This window comes from Mycobacterium toneyamaense (assembly GCF_055384815.1).
Window position 1 is genome coordinate 5,636,651 of the sequence record NZ_AP040333.1, and the last position, 13,771, is coordinate 5,650,421.

The 13,771-nt window shown below is 67.5% G+C and carries 14 protein-coding genes and 1 tRNA gene; 4 read left to right on the forward strand and 11 right to left on the reverse strand.

Translation table 11 applies throughout. The features are described 5' to 3' along the window. Positions 1-2 precede the first annotated feature (2 nt). Together ACZ5IQ_RS27125 and ACZ5IQ_RS27130 are read right to left on the reverse strand one after the other, a co-directional pair. Positions 3-1,769 carry a DUF3556 domain-containing protein gene (locus ACZ5IQ_RS27125; protein ID WP_212807421.1) on the reverse strand — a complete coding sequence of 589 codons (1,767 nt, stop codon included), beginning with the start codon at positions 1,767-1,769 and terminating at the stop codon, positions 3-5. A gap of 27 nt (positions 1,770-1,796) precedes the next feature. Continuing rightward, positions 1,797-3,257 (reverse strand): class I adenylate-forming enzyme family protein, encoded by a 1,461-nt coding sequence (locus ACZ5IQ_RS27130; RefSeq protein ID WP_212807422.1) that lies wholly within the window; start codon positions 3,255-3,257, stop codon positions 1,797-1,799. A gap of 105 nt (positions 3,258-3,362) precedes the next feature. Here ACZ5IQ_RS27130 and ACZ5IQ_RS27135 point away from each other — a divergent pair, with 105 nt between their 5' ends. Both ACZ5IQ_RS27135 and ACZ5IQ_RS27140 read left to right on the forward strand, forming a co-directional pair. Next, positions 3,363-4,628 carry a PucR family transcriptional regulator gene (locus ACZ5IQ_RS27135; RefSeq protein WP_212807423.1) on the forward strand — a complete coding sequence of 422 codons (1,266 nt, stop codon included), beginning with the start codon at positions 3,363-3,365 and terminating at the stop codon, positions 4,626-4,628. A 227-nt stretch (positions 4,629-4,855) separates the two neighbouring features. Next, positions 4,856-5,581, forward strand: coding sequence for a hypothetical protein (locus ACZ5IQ_RS27140; RefSeq protein WP_212807424.1), 726 nt, complete (start codon positions 4,856-4,858; stop codon positions 5,579-5,581). A gap of 126 nt (positions 5,582-5,707) precedes the next feature. On the opposite strand, the gene ACZ5IQ_RS27145 is transcribed toward ACZ5IQ_RS27140, so the two are convergent. The 3 genes from ACZ5IQ_RS27145 to ACZ5IQ_RS27155 form a co-directional block, all read right to left on the reverse strand. Further along, a tRNA-Ser gene (locus tag ACZ5IQ_RS27145) sits at positions 5,708-5,798 on the reverse strand. Positions 5,799-6,089: 291 nt separating this feature from the next. Next, positions 6,090-6,548, reverse strand: a complete 459-nt coding sequence (locus ACZ5IQ_RS27150; protein WP_212814529.1) for a nucleoside deaminase — start codon at positions 6,546-6,548, stop codon at positions 6,090-6,092. Between the two features lie 20 nt (positions 6,549-6,568). Next, positions 6,569-7,087, reverse strand: a complete 519-nt coding sequence (locus ACZ5IQ_RS27155) for a tRNA adenosine deaminase-associated protein (RefSeq protein WP_029119076.1) — start codon at positions 7,085-7,087, stop codon at positions 6,569-6,571. A 94-nt stretch (positions 7,088-7,181) separates the two neighbouring features. Here ACZ5IQ_RS27155 and ACZ5IQ_RS27160 point away from each other — a divergent pair, with 94 nt between their 5' ends. After that, positions 7,182-8,126, forward strand: coding sequence for a prephenate dehydrogenase (locus ACZ5IQ_RS27160; protein ID WP_464481511.1), 945 nt, complete (start codon positions 7,182-7,184; stop codon positions 8,124-8,126). Here the strand turns inward: ACZ5IQ_RS27160 and ACZ5IQ_RS27165 are convergent. Genes ACZ5IQ_RS27165 through ACZ5IQ_RS27185 form a run of 5 tightly spaced genes read right to left on the reverse strand, consistent with a single transcriptional unit; the run spans position 8,089 to position 12,058 of the window. After that, positions 8,089-8,691 carry a putative glycolipid-binding domain-containing protein gene (locus ACZ5IQ_RS27165; protein WP_212807425.1) on the reverse strand — a complete coding sequence of 201 codons (603 nt, stop codon included), beginning with the start codon at positions 8,689-8,691 and terminating at the stop codon, positions 8,089-8,091. The two genes, ACZ5IQ_RS27160 and ACZ5IQ_RS27165, sit on opposite strands and share 38 nt — an antisense overlap. Positions 8,692-8,695: 4 nt before the next feature. Beyond that, positions 8,696-9,397: an ABC transporter permease gene (locus ACZ5IQ_RS27170; RefSeq protein ID WP_061004976.1), complete on the reverse strand. Its 702-nt coding sequence runs from the start codon at positions 9,395-9,397 to the stop codon at positions 8,696-8,698. After that, positions 9,394-10,038: an ABC transporter permease gene (locus tag ACZ5IQ_RS27175; RefSeq protein ID WP_061004978.1), complete on the reverse strand. Its 645-nt coding sequence runs from the start codon at positions 10,036-10,038 to the stop codon at positions 9,394-9,396. Before ACZ5IQ_RS27175 ends, ACZ5IQ_RS27170 begins: the two co-directional genes overlap by 4 nt. Continuing rightward, positions 10,023-11,132: an ABC transporter ATP-binding protein gene (locus ACZ5IQ_RS27180; RefSeq protein WP_212807426.1), complete on the reverse strand. Its 1,110-nt coding sequence runs from the start codon at positions 11,130-11,132 to the stop codon at positions 10,023-10,025. The genes ACZ5IQ_RS27175 and ACZ5IQ_RS27180 overlap by 16 nt, the downstream gene beginning before the upstream one ends. Then, the gene (locus ACZ5IQ_RS27185; protein WP_212807427.1) at positions 11,129-12,058 is read right to left on the reverse strand and encodes an ABC transporter substrate-binding protein; all 930 of its coding nucleotides are present in this window, start codon (positions 12,056-12,058) and stop codon (positions 11,129-11,131) included. The genes ACZ5IQ_RS27180 and ACZ5IQ_RS27185 overlap by 4 nt, the downstream gene beginning before the upstream one ends. Positions 12,059-12,164: 106 nt before the next feature. Here ACZ5IQ_RS27185 and ACZ5IQ_RS27190 point away from each other — a divergent pair, with 106 nt between their 5' ends. Beyond that, positions 12,165-12,572 carry a LapA family protein gene (locus ACZ5IQ_RS27190; RefSeq protein ID WP_464480535.1) on the forward strand — a complete coding sequence of 136 codons (408 nt, stop codon included), beginning with the start codon at positions 12,165-12,167 and terminating at the stop codon, positions 12,570-12,572. A gap of 169 nt (positions 12,573-12,741) precedes the next feature. Here ACZ5IQ_RS27190 and ACZ5IQ_RS27195 read toward each other — a convergent pair whose 3' ends face one another. After that, positions 12,742-13,764, reverse strand: coding sequence for a phosphotransferase family protein (locus tag ACZ5IQ_RS27195; protein ID WP_212807428.1), 1,023 nt, complete (start codon positions 13,762-13,764; stop codon positions 12,742-12,744). Positions 13,765-13,771: the final 7 nt, after the last annotated feature.

Here is a 13,771-nt window from a genome sequence, read left to right on the forward strand (position 1 = left end):
CATCACTGCAGGACTCCCGCCCGCTGCCACGTGACGTTGAGCGGGATCGGGCCGTTGGGCAGCCACGGCTGCTCGTCGACCAGGTCCTTCACATTCCACGTGCCGCGCTCGATGACGCCCAGTGCCGCGTCGATCACCTTGTACTCCTGCGTCATCTTGTGGATAGGCTGCGACTCCACCCAGGCAATGACGAACTCGCCCGGCTCGAACTGCGCCTCTGACTGGATAGCCCGGATCAGGTCTTCATTGTGCAGGTGCCCGTCACCGAAGTTGAAGCCGATGATGGTGTTGCAGGACATCTCGCCTTCGCGCACGGTGCGGGTGTCGATGTCGGGCAGGCATTTCAGCAGCACAGAGTACAAACCGCGGCCCTGGCTGTGCATGGCCCGCCACGCCGTCACCTGCTGGGTGAACACTTCGGCGGTCAGCGGGTCCCATCCGAAGGCGACGTACTGGTCGGCCGAGTTGGGCGACGACCGGGTGACGCGGTTGAGCTTCTGCTCGGCACCGGGTGTGAAGGTCCACACCGCCGACGCCCAGTTGCCGGCGTACTGGCGCATGGCCGGCAGGAACGACACGAGGTCGGGGCGCAGGTTACCCAGGATCGGGAAGAACGACAGCGCCGCGGCGAGCACGATGGCCAGCCAGCCCGGGTTCATGTCCCACACCGCGTAGCCGTCCCCGTTGGGGAAGCCCAGGAACAGGAAGATGGTGGCGTACGCGAACAGCACGTTCCATTCCACCGGTACCGCCAGCGGGAACGTCGAGATGATGAACAGGTGGAAGCTGACCATGATGGCGGCGGCCGCGATGGACAGCCACGGCCACGGCGAGAACAGAAGTGCCAGCGGCGCAGCGATTTCCACGATGCTGCCCGGCCCGTGCGCCATGAAGGTGGCCAGGTGCGACGGCCGCAGGTCCTCGGGGAAGTTGCGGTAGTGGGCCCGCTTGAGCCACTTGAACGGGATGGCGGGGCTGTTGCTCACCATCGGCGGAATGACGTTGGTGAAGTGCAGGCCGAATTTCGAGACCCCGGCCCAGATCCAGACGGTGCCGATCAGCAGCTTGCCGGCGATGATCATGTTGACGAACGGCAGCGTGGCGAAGAAGATCAGCGCCGGCAGGTACTGCTCGCCACGGCCGGCGAGGAAGATCGTCTTGTCCCGCAGGCCGATCAGCACGAACAGGATGATCGGTGCAATGAACAGCGCTGGGTTGACCAGTCCGGAGGTGTTGTCGGGCAACGCTTTCGACAGCGATTCACTGGGCACGCCGGGCAGCACCAAGGCGATGAGCACGGTGGCCATCAGGGCGACGTACACGACGATGTCGAACCAGGTTCGCCGGTCGCCGTTCGTGAACGGCACCGCCTTCCACGGCCGCAGCCGAATGGTGTTGGGCTTGGCCCAGAATCGGAACCCGCCCGTCATCGGCTTGGTCTTGCCGGCCAGCGGTCCCCAGGAGCCGGCGAATCCGACGAGTTCCAGCAGGACCGTCCACAGGATCACCTTCTGGTACACGATCGGCTGGTCCCACCACTGCGAGACGTGCCAGAACGCCGGCAGGTGTGATGTCGCGGTCGCGATCGTGACACCACCGATGGCGTAGAAGACCGTGAGTTTGAGGATGTAGAGGACGTGGATCATGCGCGGTGCGCCGTACCCTTCGTCCACCCACTTGAGGCACATGATGCGGAGCCGCTCCTGCAGCGGCATGCGGAGAAACTCTTCCAGGTCGACCTTGGGCAAGGTCGGTTCGATGAATCCCATGAGGTGAGCTCCTTTGCTGGTATCAGGCTAGATTCGCGGATCGGCGGCGGTGAGGGTTTTGCGCAGGGACGGCTTGTCGATCTTGCCGACGGGGTTCTTCGGCAGCGTCTCCAGGACCGTGATATCCACGGGCAGTTTGTATTTCGACAGTGACGCCTGCAGGTGCGCGGTGATGTTGTCGACGTCGAGTTCGGCCCCCGGATGCGCGGAGACGAACAGTACGGGCTCTTCGCCGTAGAGCCCGCTTGCGCGTCCGACCACCGCGGCCTCGGCGACGCCGGCGACCTGGTGTACGACGGTCTCGATCTCTTTGGGGTAGATGTTCTCGCCGCCGCGGATGATCATGTCCTTGGCCCTGTCGACCAGGACCAAGTACCCGTCCTCGTCGAACCGGCCGACGTCGCCGGTGTGCAGCCAGCCATCCTTGAGGGTCTTCTCGGTCTCCTCGGGACGGTTCAGGTAGCCGCGCATCACGTTGGGTCCCTTGATCACCACCTCGCCGAGTTCCCCCTGGGGCACTTCGGCGCCGGCGAGGTCGACGATGCGAATCTCCTGACCCGGCAACGGAATTCCGACGGTGCCGACCTTGCGGGGCCCGTTCAGCGGGTTGCCGGTGCTGGCGCACGATCCCTCGGACAGTCCGTAGCCCTCGATCAGTGGGATGCCGTAACGCTTTTCGAAACCCTCCAGCAGTTCGATGCTGGCCGGCGCGGCGCCACACACGGCGAACCGCACCGCGGAGGTGTCGGGCTGCACCTCGGGCGGCAGGCCCAGCAGCATGGTGTAAATGGTTGGCACCGCGGAGAAGTAGGTGGCGCGGCTGGATTCCAGTCGGGCGAAGAAGGTCGCCGGGTTGAACCGGCCGGCGATGGTGGTGCGACCACCCGCGAGCAGCGGCGACAGCACGCTGACGACGATGCCGTTCACGTGGAACAGCGGCAGGATGAGCAGGCTGTGGTCGGCGTCGGTCAGCTCGAAGCCCTCGATCACCATGGCGCACATGGCATTCAGGTTGGCGTTGTCGAGCATGACGCCCTTGGGCCGTCCGGTCGTGCCGCTGGTGTAGATCAGCAGGGCCAGGTCATCGTCGTTGCCGGCCACGGGATCGGCGGTGCGGGGCTCGCCATCCATGTCGTCGACGTGCAGCACGGTGACGTCGGAGTCGACGTCACGGTCGACGACGAGCACGGCCGCGCCGGCGTCGGTCACCTGGTAGGCGACTTCGGCGGGTACCAGGGTCGGGCTGATGGGCGTCGCGACGGCGCCGAGCCGCCAGGTGGCGAACAGCGCGACGACGAAGGCCGCGCGGTTCGGGAGCATGATGCCGACGACGTCGCCGGTGCGCACACCGCGCTGATGCAGCGCCCCGGCGGCGCGCTGAACGGCATCGAGAAATGCGGCGTTGTCGAGGTCGGTCTGGTCGTCCGCGACGGCCGGCGCGTGGGGCGCCGCGGCAGCGCGACGGTCGGGCAGGGTGGCGAGGTTCATGTCATAAAAGTAGGAGTTTGTGGTGTGCACCACTCCGTCGTGCGCCGATCAACTTTGTCGGCCGATTTGTACGCTCGACACAAACTCTGGCTCTACAGTCGGCACATGGATCCGGCGGTCAGCGAGGCCAACACCACGATCATGACCCGCCTCATCGCGCGCCAGGCCGAGGTCGCGCGCTCCGTCGGGCACCGTCTGGCCAGCGATATCACCGAACTGCGCGGCGACCCCGAGATCATCGAACTGCTCCGCGCCAGTGTCGGCGGCAATGTCGAGACCATCTTCCACGCGCTGCGCTACGACATATCTCTGGAAAACATCGAAGCGCCCACCGCTGCCCTCGAGTACGCGCGCCGGCTCGCGCAGCGCGGGGTACCGATGAACGCCCTCACGCGTGCCTACCGCATCGGCCACGCGCTCGTGCTCGACGTCGCGGCCGAGGAGATCAACCGCGCCGGGTTCGCGCCCCAGACCTGCCTGGCCATCTACGAGCGCATGACGTCGGTGACGTTCCGCTACATCGACTGGATTTCACAGCAGGTCGTCACGGTCTACGAGGACGAGCGCGACCGCTGGCTCGCCAACCGCAACAGCACACAGGCGCTGCGGGTGCGGGAAGTGTTGTCCGGCAACGACTCCGACCCCGAAGCCGTCACGGCCGCGATCCGCTATCCGATGCGCCGCCATCATCTGGCCGTGGTGCTGTGGTGGCCCGCGGGTAGTGGCCAGGTCACCGGGCACGACGACGCGCTGGCCCGACTCGAACAGTTCCTGCGCGCGGCTGCCGATCATCTCGGCACGCAGGGAAGTCCGCTGTTCCTGGCCGCCGATCAGCGGACCGGCTGGGGCTGGCTGCCGTTGTCGGGCGCCACCGCGGACGGCGCGTCCGCACAGCTGCGACAGTTCACGGACTCCCAGCCGAGCGCCCCTGCCGTCGCCGTCGGCACCCCGCTGCCGGGCGTCGACGGCTTCCGCCGGTCGCACCGGCAGGCCCTGCGCGCGCACAGTGTCGCGGTGACGGCGGACCTGACAGGTGTCACCGCGGCCGATGACCCGGGCTTTGCCGCAGCCGCGCTGCTGGGCGAGAACCAGGATGACGCCCGGGAGTTCGTCCACACGGTCCTCGGGCCACTGGCCGGGACCGGTGCCAATGACGCCCGGCTGCGGGAGACCTTGCAGGTGTTCCTGCGACACGGCGGTAGCTACACAGCCGCGGCCGACGAGTTGGTGGTGCATTTCAACACCGTCAAGTACCGCGTCGGGCGGGCGCTGGAACGGCGGGGACGGCCGCTCGGCGACGACCGGCTGGATGTCGAGATGGCGTTGCTGCTGTGCCACTGGTACGAGGCCGCGGTTTTGCTCGACGACTAGCGGGCCGCCCGCCAGCAAGACCGGCGCAAGCGTCAACTGCCAGCATATTCACAGTACGAGTGATCAAATCGAGACTGACAGCAAATCATGGCGTGTTAACCAGCTGGTTCACTGCTGTAACGGATGCGCCGTGGCCGGCGATACGAGGGTAGTGGTCGGAGGAACCGAGTACGACCCAGTAGGTTCACCTGGCCACACGCGAGAGAACCATGATTGGAGTATCACTAATGCGCAACTCAGGACGTTTGATCGGATTTGCTGCGGCATCGGCCCTGGCGCTGGTCCCGCTCGCCGTCGCGGCCCCGGCTTGGGCCGACGACGAGGTTTCCGGTGAAACCGGCGCCGCGGTCGCTACCCCGATCGGCAACGGCAACGCCGGTGGCGGCGCCGGCTTCGGCGTGGAGAACCCCTTCTGGCACCCCTTCGATGCCTCCAGCAACGCGGGCGGCGGCGCCGGTGTGAACACCCCGCTCGGCGGTGGCGAGTTCAACACCGCGACGGGCACCGACGCCGGCTTCGGTGGTGCGGGCTTCGACACCAACACCGGCGCGGCGATCAACACCCCGCTCGGCGGCAGCAACTTCAACACCGGTGCGTCCACCGATTTCAACGTGCCCAACCCGGCTGACTTCATCCCGAACTTCGGTGGCGGCGCCAACGCCGGCGGCGGCGCGGGTGTGAACACGCCGTTCGGTGGCAGCGGCTTCAACGCCGGCGCCGCCAACGAGTTCGCCGCGCCCGCCCCGGCCGACTTCATCCCGACGTTCGGTGGCGGTACCGGCGGCGGCGCAGCCGTCAACACCCCGGTCGGCGGCAGCGGCTTCAACACCGGCACCTCCGGCGAGATCGGCCCCGACGGCGTTCAGGCCGGCACCAACTCCGGCGCCGGCGTCGCGACCCCGGTCGGCGGCTCCAACGTCGACGGCGGCTCGGCCTTCACCTTCGGCCGCTAGTTCCTGATCACATAGGCCAGGCACCCGAGATGGGTGCCTGGCCTTTGTGTTTCCCGGATCTCAGCGGGCGGGCTCCTGCAGGTCGCAAAAAAGCCCCTCACCTGCGGTGACAGGTGAGGGGCTCCATGGCGGTGGCGGAGGGATTTGAACCCTCGGTGGGGGGTTACCCCACACACGCTTTCGAGGCGTGCTCCTTAGGCCGCTCGGACACGCCACCGTGTGGCAGCTTACCGAACCCGGGCCCCAGTCCCTAATCGCTGGTCGCGTGACGCCGAAACCAGGCTTGCGTCCGTGACCTGAGCTCTAGTTGGGTGCCTTTGGGACTACCCGCACGGGCCTCGGGCCAGAAAGTCCGTAGCTTCACTCGCTGGACGCTCGAAGCCACTTTGACTGAAACCAGGCACCTTTTCCCGCTGCGACAAGTCCCTGGTTTCAGTCGCAACAGGTTGATCGCCCATTCGACTGAACTCACGTACTTCTCTGATGTGGCAGCGAGGAATCCTGGAAATCAGCGCTGCCGGGCGAAGAACCCCTCCATGAGCGCCGCGCACTCGGCCTCCAGGACCCCGCCGCGAACTTCGGGCCGGTGGGTCAGCCGCCGGTCGCGCACCACGTCCCACAGCGAGCCGACGGCGCCGGTCTTGGGTTCCCACGCCCCGAACACCACGCGGGCCACCCGGGACATCACCAGCGCGCCGGCGCACATGGTGCACGGCTCGACGGTGACGGCCAGCGTCGCGCCTTCCAGCCGCCAGCCGTCGCCGTGGACCGCGGCAGCCGCGCGCAACGCCAGGATTTCCGCGTGCGCGGTCGGGTCACCCAGGGATTCGCGGGCATTGGCGGCCCGAGCCAGCTCCACCCCGTCGGCCGAAAAGACCACCGCTCCGATCGGCACGTCGTCGGCACCGGCGAGTTCGGCGGCCTCCAGGGCAACGCGGATCAGCCGTTCGTCGGCGGAGCCGACAATCGGGCCACAGTTAGCGGAGCTCACCGCCCCAGCTTGTCCAATACCGCCACGAGTTCGTCGTTGAAGCCCATCTCCTGGGCGATGCGGCTGAGTTGTTCGTCGGCGTACTCGTCGTCGGCGAGGATCACGCCGAGCACCGCCTCGGGCAGACCCAGATCGGCCAGCAGCCCGAGGTCGCCTTCCTCGAACGGATCGTCCTCTTCGAGCTCTTCCAGGCTGAGGTCGGCGTCCAGCTTCTCCAGCACGTCGGCCGCGATGTCGTAGTCCAGCGCCGCGGTAGCATCCGAGAGCAGCAGCCGGGCACCCGAGGGGGCCGGGCGGACGATGACGAAGAACTCGTCGTCGACGTTCAGGAGGCCGAAAACCGCGCCGGCGGAACGTAGTTCGCGAAGTTCGGTCTCGGCGGCTGCCAGGTCGACCAGCGCGGCCCGTTTCAGCGGGACGCAACGCCATGCGCCGTCCTCCCGGACGACCGCGACTCCGAAGCCGTCGGGGAGATCGGCAACCTGCTGCTGTGCCTGCGCGCGCTGTACTCCCATGCGGATAACGCTAGTCCGCACTCTGCCACTTGACCAGCGGTCCCATATGTACCCGACCGGGGCCGTGTGCAAACCTTGGAAGGTGACAACTCCGGTGTGTGTGCTCGGTATGGGACTCATCGGCGGATCGCTGATGAGGGCCGGACAGGCCGCGGGCCGCGAGGTGTTCGGATACAACCGCTCGATCGATGCGGTCCGGGCGGCGACGGCCGACGGCTTCGACGCGACCGAGGACCTCGGCGCCGCGCTGAAGCGCGCTGCGGCGAGCGACGCGCTCATCGTGCTGGCGGTGCCGGTGCCCGCGCTGCCGATCATGCTCGAGCACATCCGCGACACCGCCCCGGACTGCCCGCTCACCGACGTGGTGAGCGTCAAAGGCAATGTGCTGCAACAAGTTCAGGAGCACGGGCTGCTCGACCGATTCGTCGGCGGCCACCCGATGGCCGGCACCGCACATTCCGGCTGGGCGGCGGGCACCCGCGATCTGTTCGCCGGGGCACCATGGGTGGTGAGCGTGGACGACCACGTCGACCCGCAGGTGTGGGCCCAGGTGATGCATCTGGCGCTGGACTGCCGCGCGGTGATCGTGCCCGCGCGCTCCGACGAACACGACGCCGCGGCCGCCGCGATCTCGCATCTGCCGCACCTGCTGGCCGAGGCCCTCGCCGCGACTGCGGGTGAGGTTCCGCTGGCATTCGCCCTCGCCGCGGGTTCGTTCCGGGACGGCACCCGGGTTGCCGCCACCGCACCCGACCTGGTCCGGGCCATGTGCGAGGCCAACGCCACGGAGCTGACGACAATGCTCGACCGGGCGATGGAGCTGCTCAGCCAGGCCCGTTCGTCACTGGTCGAGGCACAGTCGGTGGCCGAGCTCGTGGAGAGCGGCCACGCCGCGCGGGTCCGTTACGACAGCTTCCGGCGCCCGCAGATCCTCGCGACGACCATCGGAGAAGAGGGCTGGCGCGAAGAACTGGCCGCGTTGGGCCGCGCCGGCGGCGTGATCAGATCCGCTCTGCCAGTCCGGGGTAGCCGAGGATGAAGCCGTCGTCGTCGACGGTGATCGAGGTGTCCGCGACGGGCGAGTCCAGCTTGATCGGCTTGCCCGGGCCGGCACTGGTGTAGCCGATGGTGACGGCTTCCACCGTCAGATCCGGCACCCGGACGTAGACGACGGGCAGCGACACCGACGCGGTGCGGTTGTGCAGGCCGGTACGCCGGATGGGCAGCGCGTTGAAGAACGGGCTGAAGACGACGTCGACGTCCAGGGCACCGTTGTAGGCGGCGCGCCGGGCCTGGTTCTGGTGGTCCTGCACCAGCCACATGTTCTCTTCGTCACGCGCGATGGACAGCTGCCGTTCACGCTGCGCGAGGGTGACGGTGAGAGACAGCCGTTTGGTTGCGCCGCTCTCGTCGGTGACCAGGTCATACGACGCGCTGAATGCGGGATGAATCTCGGTGGCAGCGGCCACGATCCGGCCGTAGGCCTTGATCCTGTTGCCGGACAACTGGACCCGGACCGACTCCATGCGCGACACATCCTGCGCGCGCCAGGTCAGAATCGCGGGCCAGGCGGGTTCGGTGACATCGGACTGGTCTGCGCTCACCCGTCTACCGTAGGCGACGAAGGCCCGGCTTCGCAGTCACGATTGCAACTCCGGCCGGGCCCGGCCGCGAGACCCGCACAGCCAACGCCAAGGCGGCATCGAGCGCCAGCGCGAGAGCTGCCACCAGCAGGGCGCCGACGAGGGCGAGATAGAACTGGCGCACCTTGATGCCGTCGATCAGGAACCGGCCCAGCCCGCCCAGGCTGGCGTACGCGGCGACGGTCGCGGTCGCCACCACTTGCAGCGTCGCGGTCCGCAGCCCGCCGACGATGAGCGGCATGGCGTTGGGCACCTCGGTGCGCAGCAGCACCTGGCGCTCGGTCATGCCCATGGCGCGGGCGGCGTCGACCACCACCGGATCGACGTTGGCGATCCCGGCATAGGTCCCGGCCAGGAGGGGCGGGATGCCCAGCAGCATCAGCGCGACAGTCGGCGGCACCAGGCCCAGCCCCCACAGCAGGACGCCGAGCAGCAGGACGCCGAGGGTGGGCAGGGCGCGCAGGGCGTTGACGCCGCCGACCACCAGGGCCGTACCGCGACCGGTGTGTCCGACGTACATGCCCACCGGAATGGCGACGAGCGCACTGCAGAGCACCGCGATACCGGTGTACTCCAGGTGCTCCAGCATCCGCATGCCCAGTCCCGCCGGGCCGGTCCAGTTGGCCGCGGTGAAGATGTAGGCGAGGGCCTGGTGCAGGAAGTTCATGCCGGCGCCTTCGCCCGGGTCCAGGGGGTGGCCAGGCGTCCGACGCTCAGGATGACGAGGTCGACGATCACCGCCAGCACGAAGATCGCGATGATGCCGGCGATGATCTGGTCGCTCTTGTCGGCCTGATACCCCTCGGTGAACCAGGTGCCCAGCCCGCCGATGCCGATCACCGAACCTACCGACACCATCGAGATGTTGGTGACGGCGACCACGCGCATGCCTGCCGTGAGGACCGGAATCGACAGCGGCAGTTCGACTCTCAAGAACCGGGTACGCGGCCGGTAGCCCATGGCCGTGGCCGCTTCCCGGGTGTCGGCGGGCACCGCGTCAAGCGCCTCGGGCACCGTCCGCATCAGCAGGGCGACGGTGTAGAGGGTCAGGGCGACCAGGACGTTGGCCTCGTCGAGAATCCGCGTCGGGATGATCAGCGGCAGCACCACGAACAGCGCCAGCGACGGGATGGTGAAGACGATGCTGGCGGTGATGGTGCTGAACCGGCGCAGCCGCGGCCGCTGCCGCACGTAGGCGCCCAGCGGTACGGCGATCAGCACGCCGATGAGCAGCGGCAGCAGGGCCAGGCGTAGGTGTATCTGCGTGAGCAGCCACGCGCCTTCCAGGTGATTCAGCAGGTATCGCACTGCTCGCCCTTACGGCTCTTGATGATTGCCAGCACATCGTCGAGGCTCACGCCGCCGGCGACGCGGCCCCGCTCATCGACCGCGACCCCCAGACCCGACGGGGATGACAGGGCCGAATCGAGCGCCAGCCGCAGCGTGCCGTCCGGCCGGAACAGCGAGCCACCGGCGATGGTGCTGTCGTACAAGGACTTTCCGTGCCGGTGCAGACCCACGCCGTGGGCGTTGATCCACGCGTACGGCGTGCCGTCGGCGTTGACCACCAGGGCCCATTGGCCGTCGGTGAGATCGAGCGCGTCGACCGCCGGTTCGGCGACGGTGCGGATGTCGCGGAGCTTGAGTCCGTCGGCGTCCCGGAACTGCAGGCCGCGGTAGCCGCGGTCGGCACCGACGAAACCCGCGACGAATGCGTTGGCCGGGTTGGACAGCAGCCGCTGCGGCGCGTCGTACTGCTGCAGCGTGCCACCGGGCCCGAACACCGCGACGCGGTCGCCGAGTTTGACGGCCTCATCGATGTCGTGGGTGACGAAGACGATGGTCTTGCGCAGATCGCTTTGCAACCGCAGGATTTCGGCCTGCAGGTCTTCGCGGACGACGGGGTCCACCGCGCTGAACGGCTCGTCCATCAACAGGATGGGTGGGTCGGCGGCCAGCGCCCGGGCCACCCCGACGCGCTGCTGCTGCCCGCCCGACAGCTGGGCCGGGTAGCGGTCGGCGAGCTTGACGTCGAGTCCGACCCGCTCCAACACGCCCAGCGCCTTTTTCCGTGCACTGCGCCGTGATTCGCCTTTGAGTACCGGCACCGTGGCGACGTTGTCCACCACTTTGAGGTGTGGCATGAGCCCGGCGCTCTGCAGCACGTACCCGATGCCGAGGCGCAGCCGCACCGGGTCGACGGTGGCGACGTTGGCACCGTCGACGGTCAGGGTTCCGGAGGTCGGGTCGATCATCCGGTTGATCATCCGCATTGAGGTGGTCTTGCCGCACCCGGACGGCCCGACGAACACCGACAGCGTCCCCTCGGCGATCTCGAGGGTCAGTTCATCGACAGCAACGGCGCTGCCGTAGCTCTTGGTGACCTTGTCGAACGTGATCATCGGCCCACCGGCTTGTCGAATCCGTTGTCCTGGACCCATTTTTTCGCAGCCTGGTCGGCGTCGACGCCGTTATTCCCGGAGACCGCGGTGTTCATCTCGATGAGCGCTTTCGTCGTGAGTTTCGCACTGACGCCGTCGAGCACCGTCTTGAGCAGATCGGACTTCTTCTGCGACGCCACCAGCGGCACCACGTTGGCGGCCAGGAAGTTGTGCTTCGGATCCTCGAGCACCACCAGGTTGTTCTGGACGATGGCCGGCGAGGTGCTGAAAATGTCTGCCGCGGTGACGGTTCCGTCGACCAGTGCCCGTACGGTGGCCGGTCCCCCGCCGTCGCTGATGGCGATGAAGTTGGCCGGTGCGATATCGAGGCCGTACTTGGCTTTCAAGCCGGGAAGGCCTTCGGTCCGCTGCAGAAACTCCGACGGGGCACCGAATTTCACCTGGGCCGAGTGCTGGGCCAGATCAGCGATGGTCTTGAGGTTCCACTTCTTCGCCGTCTCGGCCGACACGGCGACGGTGTCGGTGTCTTCGGCCGGCGAGGGAGTCAGGATCGACAGATCACCCGGAAGCACTCGCGCGAGCGCCAATTCGACATCGTCGGCGGCGGTGGCTCTGGTCTTCGGGTCGAAGTACTGCAGCAGGTTGCCCGTGTACTCGGGGATCAGATCGATCGAATGATCCTTCACCGCAGGGACGTACGTCTCGCGGCTGCCGATGCCGAACTGCCGGCCCACGGTAAAGCCGTTGGCCGCCAACGCCTGCGCATAGATCTCGGCGATGATCTTCGACTCGGGGAAGTCGGCGGACCCCACCACGATCGACTTGAGATCGCCGGAGATGCTGCCCCCACCGAGGGGATTGGCACTGCCGCAGCCCGTCAACAGGGCAGCCAGCAGTACCGCCAGAGCGGTCAGAATTCGCGCCACCCGAACATCCTTTCGGCGTCGTGCACTCAGGCCGACCCTAGCGTTATTCGAAAATTGGTGCCGCAGTTCCCGGCATCCGGCCCGCAGAACCGTCAAGATGGTGCCTATGAGTAGCGACCACGCGACTTCCCCAGACCCGTCGGAGTCGACGTCCAAGCCGGCAGCTGTGCCCGCCGAACCGCCGGCGCCCAAGTCGCCCAAGTCGCCCAAGCCGGACTCGGCCCCGGCCAAGAAACCCAAGACACCCGAATCCGCGGTGAAGTTCACCCGCACCGCGGCATTGTGGTCGGCGCTGGTCCTCGGTTTCCTGATCCTGATCCTGCTGCTGGTGTTCATCCTGCAGAACGGCGACGACGTCACGCTGCGGCTTTTCGGCTGGCAGCTGACCATGCAAAAGGGTGTGGCGATCCTGCTCTCGGCCGTCGCGGGTGGTCTGCTGACCTTCGCGGTCGCGAGCATCCGCATTCTGCAGCTGCGGCTCGCCGCACGGAAGAACTTGAAGGCCGGGTTGTAGCTCTAGTTCCGATCCCCCCGCGAGCGTGCGTGTCTGCACCCGACACGCCGCCCGCAATGCACAATAACGTCGCGCTCGTCAGCTGCGAGCGCGACGTTTTTGCACGAGGACCCCGGCGTGTTGCGTGCAGACACGGACGCTCGCGGTAAGAAAGGCACGCGCGCTCGCGCTAAGAAAGGACTGCTAGTCCGGCGGCGATGAGCGGCGCGACGGCCTCGCCGACGGGGTCGTCGTGGCCGGCTTCGCCGGCGGCCATGCGGGCGCGGAAGTCGATGCCGGCGGCGATGATCGCCAGCTTGAAGTACGCGAGCGCCAGGTAAAAATCCCAGTGATCGAGAGGCTGCCCGGCCGCCACGGAGTACTTCTGGGCGAGCTGGTCCATCGGCGGGATCTTGTCCGAGGACCACGCCGCGTCGGAATGCACCATCGAGAACATCGGGTGCCGGTAGACGCACATCAGCGCGGCGTCCGACAGCGGGTCGCCCAGTGTCGACATCTCCCAGTCCAGCACCGCGCGCACCCTGGTCGCGTCGACGGCGTCGAGCATGGTGTTGTCGATGCGGTAGTCGCCGTGCACGATGGCGCTGCGGCTCTGCGGCGGCAGCTTCTCGGCCAGCAGGGCGTGCAGCCGGCGCACATCGTCGTCGCGCGGATCGTCCGGCAACCGCACCAGGTCCCACTGCGAACCCCACCGCCGCACCTGCCGTTCCAGGTACCCGTTGGCCTTCCCGAAATCCCCCAGCCCGACCGCTTCCGGGTCCAGGGCGTGCAGGTCGGCCAGCACCTTGATCAGCGCGTCGACACAGGCGTCGATGGTCTGCTGATCGCCCAGCGCGTCGAGCTCTGCCGAGTACCGCACAACCCGGCCGGGCACGAATTCGACCATCTGGAACGGCGCACCGAGTACCGAGTCGTCGTCCCGCATCGTCACCGGATGCGCCACCGGCACCGTTGTACCCTCAAGCGCCGCAACGACTTTGTACTCGCGGGCCATGTCGTGCGCCGACGGCGTCAGGCCGTGCAGCGGCGGCCGGCGCAACACCCACTTGGCGGCGTCGTCGAACACCAGGAACGTCAGATTCGACCGGCCACCGGCGATCAATTCGGCGCGCAGCTCGCCGGCTCGGGTCACCCCGATGTCGCGCAGGTGCGCGTCGAGGGCGGTCAGATCAAGGCCGTCGAGAGATCCCACCCGATCT